The organism is Flavobacterium sp. (genome assembly GCF_044377315.1).
In the GTDB taxonomy this organism is placed as follows: Bacteria; Bacteroidota; Bacteroidia; order Flavobacteriales; family Flavobacteriaceae; genus Flavobacterium.
On record NZ_JBILJG010000016.1, the window covers coordinates 1 to 15,424 of the forward strand.

At 31.2% G+C, this 15,424-nt stretch carries 12 protein-coding genes; 4 read left to right on the plus strand and 8 right to left on the minus strand.

Going from position 1 to position 15,424, the window contains the following annotated elements; translation table 11 throughout:
* Positions 1-210 precede the first annotated feature (210 nt).
* Genes ACIQ66_RS06515 through ACIQ66_RS06525 form a run of 3 tightly spaced genes read right to left on the minus strand, consistent with a single transcriptional unit; the run spans position 211 to position 5,024 of the window.
* Complete coding sequence (locus tag ACIQ66_RS06515; protein WP_396211987.1) at positions 211-1,584, minus strand: DUF5689 domain-containing protein; 1,374 nt, start codon at positions 1,582-1,584, stop codon at positions 211-213.
* Between the two features lie 10 nt (positions 1,585-1,594).
* Entirely contained in the window at positions 1,595-2,209 is a 615-nt protein-coding gene (locus tag ACIQ66_RS06520) for a choice-of-anchor J domain-containing protein (protein ID WP_396211988.1), read from the minus strand.
* 10 nt (positions 2,210-2,219) lie between these two features.
* Positions 2,220-5,024, minus strand: a complete 2,805-nt coding sequence (locus tag ACIQ66_RS06525; protein ID WP_396211989.1) for a carboxypeptidase-like regulatory domain-containing protein — start codon at positions 5,022-5,024, stop codon at positions 2,220-2,222.
* A gap of 137 nt (positions 5,025-5,161) precedes the next feature.
* Between ACIQ66_RS06525 and ACIQ66_RS06530 the strand changes: the two genes are divergently transcribed.
* The 3 genes from ACIQ66_RS06530 to ACIQ66_RS06540 all read left to right on the plus strand — a co-directional run bounded on the left by ACIQ66_RS06530 (position 5,162) and on the right by ACIQ66_RS06540 (position 8,635).
* Positions 5,162-6,268: an endonuclease/exonuclease/phosphatase family protein gene (locus ACIQ66_RS06530; protein ID WP_396211990.1), complete on the plus strand. Its 1,107-nt coding sequence runs from the start codon at positions 5,162-5,164 to the stop codon at positions 6,266-6,268.
* Positions 6,269-6,331: 63 nt separating this feature from the next.
* A complete protein-coding gene (locus tag ACIQ66_RS06535) occupies positions 6,332-6,871 on the plus strand; it encodes a 3-hydroxyanthranilate 3,4-dioxygenase (protein WP_396211991.1) in 540 nt (179 codons plus the stop codon).
* 210 nt (positions 6,872-7,081) lie between these two features.
* Positions 7,082-8,635: an aldehyde dehydrogenase family protein gene (locus ACIQ66_RS06540; protein WP_396211992.1), complete on the plus strand. Its 1,554-nt coding sequence runs from the start codon at positions 7,082-7,084 to the stop codon at positions 8,633-8,635.
* 79 nt (positions 8,636-8,714) lie between these two features.
* Here the strand turns inward: ACIQ66_RS06540 and ACIQ66_RS06545 are convergent, their stop codons facing one another.
* The 3 genes from ACIQ66_RS06545 to ACIQ66_RS06555 form a co-directional block, all read right to left on the minus strand.
* The gene (locus ACIQ66_RS06545; protein WP_396211993.1) at positions 8,715-9,293 is read right to left on the minus strand and encodes a PhnA domain-containing protein; all 579 of its coding nucleotides are present in this window, start codon (positions 9,291-9,293) and stop codon (positions 8,715-8,717) included.
* 76 nt (positions 9,294-9,369) lie between these two features.
* Entirely contained in the window at positions 9,370-9,849 is a 480-nt protein-coding gene (locus tag ACIQ66_RS06550) for a DUF6646 family protein (protein WP_396211994.1), read from the minus strand.
* A gap of 44 nt (positions 9,850-9,893) precedes the next feature.
* Positions 9,894-10,634, minus strand: a complete 741-nt coding sequence (locus tag ACIQ66_RS06555; protein ID WP_396211995.1) for a metallophosphoesterase family protein — start codon at positions 10,632-10,634, stop codon at positions 9,894-9,896.
* Positions 10,635-11,267: 633 nt separating this feature from the next.
* Between ACIQ66_RS06555 and ACIQ66_RS06560 the strand changes: the two genes are divergently transcribed.
* Positions 11,268-13,238 (plus strand): SPOR domain-containing protein, encoded by a 1,971-nt coding sequence (locus ACIQ66_RS06560; RefSeq protein ID WP_396211996.1) that lies wholly within the window; start codon positions 11,268-11,270, stop codon positions 13,236-13,238.
* A 77-nt stretch (positions 13,239-13,315) separates the two neighbouring features.
* On the opposite strand, the gene ACIQ66_RS06565 is transcribed toward ACIQ66_RS06560, so the two are convergent.
* Both ACIQ66_RS06565 and ACIQ66_RS06570 read right to left on the minus strand, forming a co-directional pair.
* The gene (locus ACIQ66_RS06565; protein ID WP_396211997.1) at positions 13,316-14,467 is read right to left on the minus strand and encodes an ATP-binding protein; all 1,152 of its coding nucleotides are present in this window, start codon (positions 14,465-14,467) and stop codon (positions 13,316-13,318) included.
* A 38-nt stretch (positions 14,468-14,505) separates the two neighbouring features.
* On the minus strand, positions 14,506-15,375 hold the full coding sequence (locus ACIQ66_RS06570; protein WP_396212032.1) for an aldo/keto reductase family oxidoreductase: 870 nt from the start codon (positions 15,373-15,375) through the stop codon (positions 14,506-14,508).
* Positions 15,376-15,424 lie beyond the last annotated feature (49 nt).

Below are 15,424 nucleotides of genomic sequence, written 5' to 3' on the forward strand. Positions count from 1 at the left end.
AACCCATCTTCTAACTACAGATTTATCAATACCAATTTCTTTTGAAATAGAACAATAAGATTGATGATGGCGGGTATACTTTAAAACTTGTTCAACTTTAAATTCTGATGTAAAACTTCTTTTTTTTTTCATAAAAATGCCCCAAATAGTGTCTAACTTTTTGGGGCATGTTCATTGAAACGGGGTTTTTTGTATACTTTGAATTAATTCTTAGTTTATTACAATGTCGTCTATTTGCATTGTAGTTGTTAATGTAGGTGTTCCAGAATATTCAAAAACAAAATAACCATTACCAGTTAAATTAGCAGGTATGGTATAAATATCTGCACTATTGAATGAACTTTCAGATGACCCATTGGCTGGATATGAAATAGTGAAACTTGAAGTAATTTCAGTAAATTTTTTCACATCAAGAAAACCAGGTGTAAAATTTTCACTTTTTACATAAAATACTTTTAAAACTGCTCCATTAAAAAATCTTGCTAATTTTTTAAATGTGAATGTTGAAGCAGTTGTAAAATCAACAGGGACCATAAAATAAGACTTTGCTGTAACGCCACCACCTCCAAAGGCTGTCATTTCAATATAGCTATTGGATGAAAAACTTTTGATAGCCCAATATCTTCCACCAATTGTATAGTCATTAAGATATTTAGTAAAAGTATTTGTACCAACTGAGTATGGTGTAAAGTTTTCGCTTAGAGTTCCTCCAAAAACAAGTGCATTGCCACCAAGTGGATTAGAAGGTGGAATAATTCTTGGATTTGAAAGCTTTATATCATTCTGATAACGAATCATAAACTGAAAATTAGTATCATATTTAGTTAAAACTCCACGTATTGTTCCGCTTCCGTTAGGAACTTTATTCCCAGAAAAAGGCGCAAAACTACTAATTCTTAAAATTCTACTTGACCCACCAGTTGTTGCAACAATTGCATGATTTGTAGCACCTCCACCAGAATCAACATCATAAAATGTTCTATTTAAAGAAGTCTCTTCAAATTGAACAGGCTTTAAGTCTATCAAGGTATTTTGAAAAACATCATCAAAGGCAGTTGATACTGTCATTTCTCTAACTAATTCACTTTCAGAAACAACAGTTGCAGATGGAAACAAATGATTTTGCCAGACATTTTCAGGTATTCTACCAATTGAACCTTCATATAAATATCCAATCTGCGTTGAACCATATATTTTAGCTATATAAAGACCTTTTAGATTTATGTATATTTTTCTACCAGGATTAAATCCTTTTCCATAAAGTGTAGTAATATTTACTGGAACGCTAAATCCTTTAATTGTAGTTGATGTGTTTTTGAAATCTTGAAAAGAAATTGATTTATAAAAATTTCCTTTTTCATCACTTGATGTTACATAAGCTTCAATAACTTCATCACCAGTTATTTGAACTGGAGTTGATGAAGTGTTTAAAGCCGCAATTTGAGCAACTGTTTTTGTTGGTGTCAACTCATATGTCTGTAATATGTTTTCGGGTACGCCGTAGGTATCACTGTTTACACAGCTTGACATTAAAGTAGCGATTGCAAATAGAGAAAGTATTGATTTTAGAAATATATTTTTCATAGTTTTTAAATTAGTCTTTGTTAACGATTCTTACATTGTCAATTTCATAAGTTCCATCAAGAGATGTATTTGTTCCAGAACCTTTTACCTTAAAAGCAATATAAACTTGTTTACCAGCATAACTAGAAAGATCAACTAGACCAGAACTAAAGAAATCAAATCTTAAATCATAATCCAATGAAGGTTGAATAAATTCGACTTTATTCCACGTTGCTGTTGTTACATTTGTACCATCAAAGTCTTCGGAAACTAATAGTTCAAGTGAATTAGAATAAGTGGATACATATGCCTGAGCAACATCAAAAGCAATTTTTGTATTAGAATTGATAGCTGTTTTTGGAGAAATCAACCAACCAATATTAACAGCCTGACCTGATAGATAACCAGAAAACTCGGCGTATTTATCAGAAAAATATATTCCTTGATTCCATTTTACTGTTCCAACTTCTGCAATATTTTTCCAACCGTTTAAATTAATTGGATCTCCATCTGTAGAATTAGAAGTAAAATCTTCAAATAAATCAAAAGAAGAAAATTCAGGGTTTTTGATATCCTCTTCTGGAGAACATGCAGTAATTGACACAAGAGAAATTAATCCAAAAATAATAAATTTTAAATTTTTCATAACATTTAAATTAAAAGTTAATATATAAGTTAACAAAATAAGTTCTGCCATATCCATAAAAATATCTAGGAGCAAAAGCAGGAGTTCCACTAGACACATCTTGATTTAACTCTCTAAAATTAGCGTTTCTTGCTTGTTCAAAACCTCCAGTCTTATAGATTTCATCTAAAACATTATTAATAGAAGCGAAGAATCCAAAAGTTTGAGCTCCAATTTTCCATGATTTTCCTCCTGTCAAATTAAGCAAACTAAAATTATCAAATTGTTTTTGCTTAAGTAGTTCTTTCGCTCTTTCCTCAGTAGCCTCTGGAAAACCTAATCCTTCATTATCTAATGGATTTTTGAAAAAATTATCAGTTCTTAAAAGAGCCGAAACATCCAAATAATTATTGGCTAAATAATTAATGTTAGCACCTACCCACCAAAATTTTGGGTCACGATACTCAACACCAAAGGAAGCCGCAGTTTGTGGCCCTCCGGAAAGTCTATATCCTTTTAGTTTTGCAGTTCCAAAATCTATTGAAGGATTAGTATTAGTTGGTGATGCTAAATTATCATTATTAAGAGCCACATTTGGATTGTTCCCATATGTGTACTCGCCATATGCAGCATTTGCAGTTAATTTTATTGTTGAAGTAATTTGATATTCCATTCCTAATTCAGCACCGATATTTCTTTTTTCAATATTTGTAACTGTTTCGGCAACAAAAGCATCTCCACCATCTCCACCATCATCATCAAAAATACCTTCTCCAAAGAAGAAAGAGGTTTCAGTAGCATTTTTGATAGTAGACATGTAAGCTGTTAATCTTGATTTAAATTTAGGAGTTCTAATAATATAACTTGCATCAACGCTCGAAATGTTTTCAGATGAAATACCATTAGTTATATTATTATTCAATCTTGCATTAGGATATACATTTCTTAAAGATGGTGCTTTTGTTAAGTAAGCTCCGTTAAAGTTTAGATATTGTCTACCAGATATTTTATATGTTAAACCTCCTTTAAAACCAAAATTCTCGAAAGTTAGTTTGTCACTTTTTCCAAAAGAATTAGTTGGATACAATCCGTTTTTATATAATCCTTCTCTTTGATATTGATTTTTAGTGTAGGTTTGAGCTAAATAAAAATCAGCTTTTTTATAAGTAAACTTAAATTGTGTAAAAGCATCATAAGTATTAGCTAATAATTTGTAATTATATGCGAATTTTTCACCAACACCAATTGTTCTCCCTGGATTATTTAGATCAGATTGTTGTTCGTCTCCAGTTTGGAAATTATCGTAATCTTCATAATACTTACCTCCTAATAAATCAAGTAAATTAGCAAAATTGTGAGAACTTAAAGTTTTAAAAGTTCCTCCAGCATTAAGTATAATGTTGTCAGCTAATTGTGAATTAATTACTGTATTTGCAATCCAAATTTTATCATCTGTACGATCTTCATACAAAATATAAGCACTATGACCATCTGCAGTAGATAAATTAGTGTTATATATTTCATTCCAGTTTAATTGTCTGTTTTTCAAAAATTTAGCATCTGCTGCTAGAGCTATATTTGCTGGATCATCGCCTTGAAAGTCAGTGTAATCGTCTTGATTCCACAAAGAAGTATAGTAACTTGGTAGATTTCTATAATAAATAGGGTCAGGATTATCAGCACCTTGATTATCTAGTCTACTATTACCAATTTTTCCAAATTGATGTGTAACACCAGATGTAATAGTGGTCTTATCGGTAATTTTCCAATAATGATTTAACATTAATATTGGTTCAATTAAATCTTTGTCTCTTGAATTTCTTTTTTTACCATCTTGCCAACCCCAATATGAGTTATACTTAAACCCTGCTATTCCAACTACCTCATCACTATTTGGAGAATTTTTACCTCTGCTATTTTCAGCGTATATTGAAGTAAAGTTTAAGGAATGCCTATTGTTAATTTTTTTCTCAACACTAGCAAAAACAGAATTTGCACTATAATCTGTGCCTTCAAAATAACCTTCTTGTGCCCATCTTCTTGAAGCAGAAACAACAAAAGCCCAACCTTTTGAATTCATCCCAGATGCATGAGTTCCCATTGTTCTCCAGCTATAATTTGTGTTTGTTCCAGAAAAGGATATTCTTGAACCAGGTCTATATATTGAAGCACGTGTATTTATTTCTTGTGTCCCTAAAATCCCACCAAATGTATAATCTGAAGGCGCAGAACCCATTGTAAACTCTTGATTTCTTGTAGCATCATTTAATCCTCCCCAATTACCCCATTGAGGTCTTCCATCATAAATTTTATTCATTGCAACACCGTTTATCATAGTTGTTGCATTTTCATTATCTAAACCACGAATTCTAAATCGAGCTTGACCCCAATTAAAAGCAGCTGCTTGTTGAAAAGCGTCTCTAGTTGCCTGCAATAAACCTGCAGTGTTTTCAGATCCACTATTATCATCTCCTAAATCACTTTCGGTAATAGTTATTAAACTCAATTGTTGCTCTTCTGTTTGATCAATATCTAAAACAATGATTCCGACATCAATCATTTTTCCTGCAACTATTTCAATTTGAAATAATTGATCTTTGTAACCTTGGCTTCTAATTTGTAATAATTGATTTCCAATACTTACGTTTTTAAAAACAAATTTTCCGTTAGCATCAGTGATTTCTGTTAAATTTGTGTTTTGAATGGATGTAACTACATTTTGTAAAGGTTTTTGTGTTTTAGAATCCAAAACTTTTCCTGAAACTCCCGTTCCTGTTTGGGCAAAAACAAATAACACTTGCATTACAAATATTGTACTAATAACAAGTTTTTTCATAAATAGAATAAAATTAATTTACATTTTTTTTGTCAAGAATTAATTTCTTAACGGGACAAATGTACATCTTTTAATAATATTATATACTTTTGGCAAAGAATTTGTAAATAACTTTACAGTATAATAATATCTAATATATGAGAATTACTAAACTTATTGCCTTTTTGATTGTTTTATTCGCAATACAAGACGCAAACGCACAAGCTAAAAAATATAAAATTCATACCGTTGCGTTTTATAATCTAGAAAACTTGTTTGACACAATTAACAATCCAAACAACGACGAGGAATGGTTGCCCAATGGATCACAAAATTGGACGGGCGCAAAATATAAAAGAAAGCTTCAAAATATGGCAAGAGTCATTGCCGAAATTGGAACAAATGACCAACAAAAAGAATCTCCAACATTCTTGGGTGTTTGTGAAGTAGAAAATAGAGGAGTTCTTGAAGATTTGGTAAAAGAACCGCTACTTATTGATAAACAATATGGCGTTGTTCATTTTGATTCGCCCGACAAAAGAGGTATTGATGTTGGCCTTTTATACAAAAAGAAAAACTTTACCTTAACTAGTTATACTAATGTACCTTTATATATATATAAAGACGAACAAAAAAATTCAAAAAAAGAAGAAAAAGAAGAAGTTACGGATGACGCTATTGCAGAAGATCTTTCTTCAAAAAGAGTTTACACAAGAGACCAATTATTAGTAACGGGTTTTCTAGATGGTGAAGAAATAAATATTATTGTTAATCACTGGCCATCACGTTCTGGCGGAGAGAAAAAAAGCTCGCCTTTTAGAGAAGCTGCTGGTGCTCTCAATAGAAAAATCATGGATTCGTTAGTGAAAATTAATCCTAACGCAAAAATAATTACAATGGGTGACTTGAATGATGGCGCCTATAACAAAAGCGTAAAAGTTGAAATTGGTGCCAAACTGAAAAAAACGGAACTACAATCAGCAGGAGATATTTACAACCCATTTGAACAAATGGCAAAAGATGGACACGCCTCTCTTTTTTATAGAGATTCTGGAGATATTTTTGATCAAATTATGGTAAGTGAACGATTGGTAAATGACGAACCTACTTCTTTTAAATATTGGAAAGCTGGAATTTACAACAAGCCTTATATGATACAAACAACTGGACAATATAAAGGTTATCCGCTCAGACACTCTGCAAATGAAGAAGGTTTTAGCGATCACTTTCCGGTTTATGTATATCTTATTAAAGAAGTAAAATAGTTTTTAAAAGGTTGGTTTATGCCAGCCTTTTTATTTTTTAGTAATTTCGTAAAAAATACTTTTATGTCAATTCAAAAACCTTTCAACCTACCCAAATGGATAGAAGAAAACAAACATCTTCTTATTCCTCCTGTTGCCAATAAAAATCTTTATATTGATTCTGGCGACTATATTGTAATGATTGTTGGTGGTCCAAATGCCCGAAAAGATTATCATTATAATGAAACCGAAGAGTTATTCTATCAATTAGAAGGTGAAATAACAGTTTACATTCAAGAAAATGGCAAAAAGAAAGCTATGACTCTTTCCGCTGGCGATATGTTTCTATTACCAGCAAAATTGCCGCATTCTCCATCGCGAACCGAAAATTCTATAGGTTTGGTTATCGAAAGAAAAAGAGAAAATTTAGGCTTAAAAGATGGTTTGCTTTGGTTTTGCGATAATTGCAATCACAAATTGCACGAAGTCTATTTTGAATTGCATAATATTGAAAAAGATTTTCTTTCCTATTTTAAAGAATATTACAATTCAGAAGAAAAAAGAACATGTAAAAAATGTGGAACTATAATGGAAACTAATCCGAAATTTGTAGATAAAAAGTAATTTTTTTAGGAGCTTTATCCAGCTATCCACTCTATCTTTTTACCCCGAAAAAAATCGGGCTAAAAAGGATGCCGTTCCAAACACTTTGTGTTCATCGAACTCCTCTGAAAATCAATATCTCTGTGAGGTACTCTGGGCTAGATTGCTGTATATTCAAAATAAACTACTATTTTTGTATAAAATTTAAAAAACAAACATAAAAAACATATAATGTCAACAATTGCTCAACAATTCGGCATGACCGAAGCATTAGAAATTCTAGGTGTAAAAGCCATAAACGAAGGAACTTCTACAGGAAACAATCACTTTTCTAATGGTGCTATTCTAGAAAGTTATTCGCCAGTAGATGGACAACTTATTGCAAAAGTAAGAACAACAACGGCCGAAGATTACGAAAAAGTAATGCAAACTGCGACCGAAGCATTCAAAACATTTCGTTTAATGCCAGCTCCAAAACGTGGAGAAATTGTACGCCAGTTTGGAGAAAAACTTAGAAAATACAAAGAACCACTTGGCAAATTAGTTTCCTACGAAATGGGAAAATCATTGCAAGAAGGTTATGGTGAAGTTCAAGAAATGATTGACATTTGCGATTTTGCTGTTGGTCTTTCTCGTCAATTACACGGTTTGACAATGCACTCTGAACGTCCTGGACACAGAATGTATGAGCAATACCATCCACTTGGAATAGTTGGAATCATTTCTGCCTTCAACTTTCCAGTTGCCGTTTGGGCATGGAATACAGCATTAGCATGGATTTGTGGAGATGTTTGCGTTTGGAAACCATCTGAAAAAACACCTTTATGTGGAATTGCTTGTCAAAACATCATTGCCGAAGTTTTAAAAGAAAACAATCTTCCAGAAGGAATTTCATGTTTGATAAATGGTGACTATAAAGTAGGTGAAATGATGACACACGACAAACGTGTTCCTTTAGTTTCTGCTACTGGCTCAACTAGAATGGGTAAAATTGTTGCTCAGGCTTGTGCGGCTCGTTTAGGAAATTCACTTTTAGAACTAGGTGGAAACAATGCAATTATTGTAACACCAGATGCAGATATTAAAATGACTGTTATCGGAGCCGTTTTTGGCGCAGTTGGAACAGCTGGTCAACGTTGTACCTCAACACGTCGTTTAATTATTCACGAAAGCATTTATGATAAAGTAAAAGATGCTGTAACTTCTGCCTACAATCAATTAAGAATTGGAAATCCATTAGATCAAAACAATCATGTTGGACCACTTATTGATACGCACGCAGTTGAAATGTACAACAAAGCATTAGAAAAAGTAGTTGCCGAAGGCGGAAAAATTCTAGTTGAAGGCGGCGTTCTTTCTGGTGAAGGTTATGAAAGTGGTTGTTATGTAAAACCAGCGATTGCCGAAGCAACTAATTCATTCGAAATTGTACAGCACGAAACGTTTGCACCTGTTCTTTATTTACTTAAATACACAGGCGATGTTCACGATGCAATTGCTATTCAAAATGGTGTTGCACAAGGTTTGTCTTCTGCAATTATGACCAACAATCTTCGTGAAGCTGAAGCATTCTTATCAGTTGCAGGTTCTGATTGTGGAATTGCAAATGTAAATATTGGAACTTCTGGAGCAGAAATTGGTGGTGCATTTGGTGGAGAAAAAGAAACTGGCGGCGGAAGAGAATCTGGTTCCGATGCATGGAAAGTGTATATGCGAAGACAAACAAATACAATCAATTACACAACAAGTTTACCTTTAGCACAAGGAATTAAATTTGACTTGTAAAATTTTAGTAATTAGTGAAGAGTAAAAAAGTGATTAGTCATTATTGGCTAATCACTTTTTTATTTTTCAATATACCTAATTATTTTGTCTTCTTCACATACTGCGTCAAAATAACAATATGTTGTCCATCTACTCTACCCTCTATTTGTTCATCATTATCCCAAACTAATTTGATATTGTGAACGGCAGCTCCTCGTTTAGCGGTAAAGTTGGCCCCTTTTACATCCAAATCTTTTATTAAAACTACAGAATCGCCATCTTTAAGGATATTTCCGTTTGAATCTTTATGAATAATTTTCCCTTCTTCATCTTCGCCTTCGCCAGTTGCCGCAGCCCAAACCAACGTTTCGTCATCAAGATACATCATATCTAGCAAATCTTGTGGCCAACCTTCAGCTCTTAGTCTATTTAACATTCTCCAGGCAACTACTTGAACTGTTTTGTTTTCATTCCACATACTATCAGAAAGGCAACGCCAGTGATTTGGATCAGTAGTTGTTACATTTTCAATTTGATTTTTACAAGTTGTACAAACCAAAACGGAGTTGTCAACCGACATTGCTTCTTCTTTGGTTAAATAAATTTTTAAATCATCTGGGCTACCACATAACTCACATTTTGAACCGCTTCTTTCGTGTAATTTTTTATCTATACTCATTAGTATTTTGTTTTAAAAAGAAAATCACGGATTAAATGTAAGGCTTAATCCGTGATTTTGTGCTATTTATAAATTTTTATAAATTAAATGAAACGCCAACATTAGCTACAAAAAATCTTTCATCAGTTGATTTATATTGAGCCAATTGCGTTTGTAACTCTGTATAAACCCCAAATCCATCAGAAAAGAAATATCTTGCTCCTAAATGACCGCTAAAATTATGAATACCTAGGCTTAATCCAGGGTAAATATCAAGTTTTTTATCAATATTGATTACATTTCCAATGTTAGCATTAAATCTTGCTCTAACGTCTATTTTATCACCAAATTTAACATCAGAAGCTTTAATACCAGCTGAAAACCCCATTAAATATGATGTTTCAACACCAATCGAAATGTTTTCTCCTACACCATAATCGCCCGTTATATGAATGCCTGTTGCTTTTTCGGGTATATGAGCACCTACTTGAAATTTAAAATCACCTTTCCCTTTAAACGATTGGGCGTTAACAAAACTTAATGCTAACAAAACTAATAAAGTAATAATTTTTTTCATCTTTATTTTGTTTTAAAAATTTTATCAAAGATAATAAGTTCTTCTTAATTTCTGCCTTTTTCGTCTGGATACAATAAATTTAATGGTTTACTTTGCCAGTATTCTTTAGAATCAACATCCATTATGGTTAATGAGCCACAAAAAGCGGCTCCGGTATCAACATTCCAAACGTTAGCATACTTCAATGGTTTTGTTTCATTAATCTTAGTAACAGGTGTATGTCCAATAAATATTTCTTTATAATTTGAAAATCTTTTAGGATAGTATGCACTTGAAGTATCAATAGTTGTATCAAGACACAAAGCTGTTTCCCATAAAGTTCTATCCCAATAAAATAGTTCAGGAAAATACTCAAAAGCTACTCCGTTTAAATTGGTAAAGCCTGCATGAACAAATAATCTATTTTGATTATCTATATAATAGTTTTGTAACGATTTTAGAAATTCAACATGAACTTGTCGTTTTACAGCCGAAATCAAATTGTATGCCTTAACCGTTGCTTCACCTCCATGTTTAAACCACATTTCTTCGTTAAAGTTGGTTTTACTTTTTTCCAACCAATCTAACAATAATTGATCGTGATTTCCTCTTATGAAAATACATTGTTGTTTTTCTTGAAGATTTATTAAAAAATCAAGCACTTGTGGCGAATGACTCCAGCCATCTACATAATCACCTAAAAAAATCAACTTGTCATTGCTGCCAACATTTGCATTTGACAAAATTTCTTGTAAAGCCAACAAACCACCGTGAATATCACCTATAACTAAAACTCTTTGTTGCATACTCTTTTTGATCATACATTATTAATGATTCGCTTTAAAAATAATTGATTTGTAAAAAACAAACATGCAAATTTATATCAAAAACAAAAGAATAAAAGTAAGAATAATATTTCTTTATTAAATTTTACTAACAAATTTTATAGGTTTTTATACTTTTTTTCAAAATGAAACTAAGGTTTTTTAAAAAAAATGGCTAAGACTGAAAAGTTCGGATTAAAAACGGCTGTGTTTTGGAAAAAAACTAAAGTTGGAATAAAATAAAAGAAATAATTTATATTTAGTTTTAATTCATATAATCATTTATAATTAATTGATTTAAAACTAGTTGAAAAAATAGTAAACTAAAATGATAAAAAGTAATTAACATTTTATGTTGAAAATTAAATCTAGGTTTTAAACACAATTATAAAAAGTAACATTTATAATCTTTTGTGTATTTTAATACATATAAAATTTTTTAACAATAATTTTTTTTTGTTAATAACTAATTTTTAATGGTGTTTTGACGTTGAAATTGACAATTTAAAGGAGTTTTTAAATTTTTGAATGCTATTCGTATAAACAATTCGTATAATTTTACGTCAACAATCAAATCAAAAACTAGGTTTATAATAACAATTTAATGTTTTAATTATGGAAAATTCATTTAAGAAAAGTAGTAAAAAAAGTTTTCTAGTTGCAATTGCAATTTTAACTTCATCAATAGGCTTTTCACAGCTGGCAGTTCCTTTTAAGATAAGACATCAAGGTTATGTTAAAGGCGATATGACCATGATTGCAAATAATATAGTTAACAGGGTAGACTATAACAACGATTCAAATTCACCTCACGACAGTAGAGCTTACCAAGGCGAGCTAAATGATGAATTTATGATGCTATACACTGATATTGATACTGATAAATCTACCTTTTCATCAAGTAGTGCGGATTTGTACCTAAACAATCCATTAAACAAAAAAATTGTTTATGCTGGTTTATATTGGTCAGCAACTTACCTATACAATAGCGGAATAAGTAAAAAAGAAAATAAATTTAAAGCAGTTGATCCAAAAAGAGAATCATTTGATGAAATAAAAATTAAATTACCCAATCAAGATACTTACACATCTATAAAAGGGGAAATGCTTTTTGACGGAATAAAAGACCCAAAATTTAAAGAAAGTGCCCCTTACGCAATGTATGCAGATGTTACAAACATGGTAAAAAACTTAAAAGACCCAACAGGAACCTATACAATTGCAAATATTAAAGCAACACAAGGTAAAATAAGCGGTGGTGTTTCTGGCGGTTGGAGTATCTTTTTTGTCTATGAAGATGAAGAAATGTCAGGTAAATTTATTACAACTTATGATGGTTTTGCTGGTGTTACTGACAAACCAACAGAAATAAATATTACTGGTTTTCAAACATTGCCTAACGGTGAAGTGAAAGCAAAAATTGCTTGTGCAGCATTAGAAGGAGATTTGAATCTTAAAGGAGACCAATTACAATTTAAAGCTGCAGAAAATACAGAATTTACTCAATTGCAAAACCCTCTTAGAGAGAGAGCAAACATATTTAATAGCTCAATTTCAATAGAAGGAAAATATTTTGAAACAAGAAAACCAGCAAGTAAAAACACTTTAGGTTATGATTCTTTTATAATGAATATTGATAATTTCGACAACACAATTATAGGAAACAATACAACAGACGCAACTATAAAGCTTAAAACAACTGGAGATAGATATTTTGTATTCTTCAACGCTTTTGACGTAGAAGTAATTCAACCAAAAGAATTGCCTAAAGCAAATGAAGAACTAATTACTTCAACAGAAAAAATTGAACCAAAAGAAACATTAAAAGTAGATAACCCTGAAGTAGCTATTGTAGAAAAACCAATTGTAAAAGAAATTGCTGCAACTAAAGTAACTGAACCAACTGTTATTAAAAAGGAAACAATTGCAGCAGTAAATCCAGTAAAAGAAGTTAAAACAACTGAAATAAAAGAACCTGTTAAAGAAATCAAATCTGAAATAGTTGTAGCTAAAGTTGAACCAGTAAAAGAGATTAAGAAAAACGTTGTGACAGCCGGTGAAAAAGCTAAAACAAAAACAACCACTACTGTAGATGCAATTAAACCTAAAATTGAATCTGTAACTCAAAACACATCGTTGACTTCTCAAACAGTTGTAAAATCAAAAACAAGAGTTTCGCCTATTGAAAGTCCAGCAGTACTTATTTCATCTCAACCAGAAGGTTATTATATTATCGTAAATGTATTTGCGGTACATTCAAATGCAACAAAATTTGTTTCTAAATTGAAAAGAAAAGGAATGTTTGCAGATTATTTTATCAATCCGATAAACAATTATAGATATGTATATGTAAGTAAACACGACAGCTTTAACGATGCTAGACAAATGTATGCATCAAACATAAACGGTCAATACTATGATGATTTTTGGATTATGACTGTAAACAAACAAAACAATGGAGACGGAGTTGTTTATAGCGCGTCAAACACAATAAACAAAACAAGCCCAATCATTACCAATTCAATAGCCGTTTTAACAAGACAAACTATTTTATCAGGCAAGAGGAAATATTTAGTAATAACATAGTTATTTATTATTTTAGATAAAAAAAGCCAAGTTATACTTGGTTTTTTTGTTAAATTTTTTATGTAAACAAATACTAATTAATCATTTAAAGCGCTATATTTCATCTTTCTTAAGATACGCATTACATCTTTAAAGCAGATAAAAACATCTGGATTTTGAAAAGATTTAAGTAATGGTTTTGCATCAATTAATTTTTGTTTAGCTTCTTCAAAACCGTTTAAATAACAAATCATAAGTGTAGAAGGTAAGTTCAATAAATCTTTTTCATCGTGAGCACTTAACAAGGTTTGCTTTTGAAGTTTTGTCAATAAAGCTAAATTAGTATTATAAATATGAAAAAGCATTTTTCGGCTATATTCTGGTGGTTCAAATAACATTTCGGTTTCCATTTTATAATAACCATTGTCAAAAAAACGGATTGTCACTTTTTCAAGTAAATAATAACTAGTTTTATCATTTAACCCAAGCTGAACATATTCTAAAATAGTAAAAGAATTTTCATCAAACAGAATCTCAACAACATCTTGTGTAGAATAAAACAACTTAATCTGTTCGTTAATTAATTCAATATCAACTCTCGATAAATACGTTTTGTCGCGAACTCTTTTTTGAATTCCAGCCCAACAAATAACAAACAATTCTTTAAAAACTTTATATTTAGGGAAAAAATCTTTGTGTCTGTTATTTACAAAATCAATTACACCATCAAGCGTATAACCAATGCTATTTCTTGAATTATTTTCTATTCCAATAACAGTTTCTGTGTTTTGACGATTTTTTTCAAATGAACCTTCAACTGGAACAGTATTACTACCAATTCTTATAAAAATTGTTTTGGCAACAATAGTATGAATCCCTTTTTTAAAAAAAGATATTTTATTTTTAGGCCTAATAGTGACTAGACCAATAACTTTGTCTTTAGGAAGATTAGGAAAAGGTACATTTTCGTACTGAATCTTAGGTGGATTCTCTAAAAAGGCATTAACAAGATTCTGAATACGACTATCGTCAAAAAAATCATCCCCGACAATTTGGTTATCTTGATCTTCGATGCCAACAATTATATAAGAGTTATTGGTCGGATTAGAATTTGATAAAGCACAAATATGTTTAAGAAACTTAGCTTTACCTTCGCGAGAATGAAGATTTAACTGCCGTTTTTTATCATAAAAACTGCACTCATCGTTGTGAGCAAGTAAATTCTTAATCAATAACCGCTTGTTAATCATTTTTTTAAGTGATTAGTTATTACTAATTACTAGTATTTCTAAGGAACTCTATTTCCCATACTTTCTGTCCAAATGGCAAACCAATCTTCTGTTTCCATTTGCAATGTAGTGGCTTTCATTAATGCTTGAATTCTAGCAACATTAACCGTTCCAGCAACGGGAATTACATTGGCAGGATGTTTTAAAACCCAAGCTAATAAAATGGTATCAGAACCAACACCGTATTTTGAAACTAATTGAAGCAATAATTTTTTTAATCGACGTGTTTGTTCAATATCTTCTCTAAAAACGGTTCCAAGGGGATTCCATGACATTGGTCTTATATTGTGCGTTTGCATATAATCTAAACTTCCGTTAAGCATTGCTTGATGATGTGTTGCAGAAAATTGAATTTGATTATAGTTTACTTTCGTTTTTTGGCTAATTAATGAGGTTTGAGAACTGGTAAAGTTAGAAAGTCCAAAATCAATAATCTTTCCATCAGATTTCAATTTTTCAACAGCTTCAGCAATTTCATCAGCAATCATAAGCGGACTTGGTCTATGAAGTAACAAAACGTCTAAAAAGTCAGTTTGAAGATTTTTTAACGAATTTTCAACAGACCAAATAATGTACTCTTTTGAAAAATTATAGTGTTTGATGTTATTTGGTCTTCCATCTGTATGCTGAATACCACATTTTGAAATTAATTGAATTCTTTCTCGAGAAACTTTGCTTTCTGTAAAAGCTTTTCCAAATTGTGCTTCTGTAGTATATCCGCCATATATGTCGGCATGGTCAAAAGTTGAAATTTTATTTTCAACACAAATATTTATCATATGTACCATTTCAGAAACTCCCAGGTTTTTGTCCCAAACGCCCCATTTCATAGTTCCAGCAGCAATTTTTGATAACGAAGTTGTATTCATCATAGTAAAATAAATAATTTTAAAAAAGGTAGTAGTACGAGCTATTTTG